This window comes from Micromonospora sp. NPDC004336 (assembly GCF_053602615.1).
Genome location: NZ_JBSGDY010000386.1, coordinates 1 through 1,043, shown reverse-complemented (window position 1 = coordinate 1,043; position 1,043 = coordinate 1). Strand labels below are relative to the sequence as shown.

The following is a 1,043-nucleotide window of genomic DNA, read 5'->3' as shown; positions in this document are numbered from 1 at the left end:
GGGCGCCGTCGGCGACCACCACCACCCGGCCGCCCGCGGCGGCGGGGCGGGCCAGCGCGGCGGCGGTCAGCCAGCGGCGCAGCGCCTCCTCTCCCGCGCGCAGGTCGGCCCGGGTCAGCAGGGCCCACGAGTCCAGCAGGAGCACCGCGCCGAAGCCGCCCTCGGCGACCGGTTCCGCGCCGGGGGTGGCGATGACCAGGCCGGCGCCGCCGGGCACCGTGGCGAGCACCTCCTCCCGTCCCGACGTGCGCACCGGCACGCCGGGGAAGGCGCGCCCCAGTTCCTCGGCGGTGCGCCGGGCGCCGGTGACGGAGGCGCGCAGCCGCCGGCCCCCGCACTCCGGGCAGGCGTACGCGGCGGCGACGCGCCCGCACCAGCGGCAGGCGGGGGTGCCGGTGGCCGACGGCACGGCGAGCGGCCCGGCGCAGTGCGGGCACCGGGCCGGGGTGCGGCAGTCGGCGCAGGCCACCGACGGCAGGTAGCCGCGGCGGGGCACCTGCACGAGCACCGGCAGGTCCGCCCGCAGCGCCTCGCGGGCGGTGGTCCACGCCAGGCTGGGCAGCCGGGCGGTGGCCGCCCCCGGGTCGCGGGCCAGCTGCGGGTCGTCGCCGGTGGGCGCGACCGCCGGCATCCGGGCCCGCAGGGTGGCCCGGTCGGCCACCACCTCGCGGGCCCACCCGGTCTCCACCAGCAGCTGCGCCTCGGCCGTGCGGGCGAACCCGCCGACCAGGGCGGCCGCGTCGCCGAGCTGGGCGCGGGTGAGCAGCACCTCCCGGGCGTGCGGATAGGGGGCTCGGGGCTCGGCGTGCAGGTCGTCGCCGTCGTCCCAGATCGCCACCAGGCCCAGCCGGGCCACCGGGGCGAACATCGCCGCCCGGGTGCCGACGACCACCGGCACGTCGCCGCGCCGGGCGGCGAGGAACGCGCGGTACCGCCGGGCGGGACCGAGCGCGGCGGAGAGGCAGACGTGCCGCCCGGGGCCGAGGGCGGCGCGCAGGGCGGCGTCGAGGCGGTCCAGGTCGCGGTTGTCGGCGACCACCACG

The 1,043-nt window shown here is 81.8% G+C and carries 1 pseudogene; it reads right to left on the bottom strand.

Annotation, left to right across the window (positions count from 1 at the left end):
- Positions 1 to 1,043, bottom strand: a pseudogene (locus ACWENR_RS30915) (primosome assembly protein PriA); the annotation flags it as partial.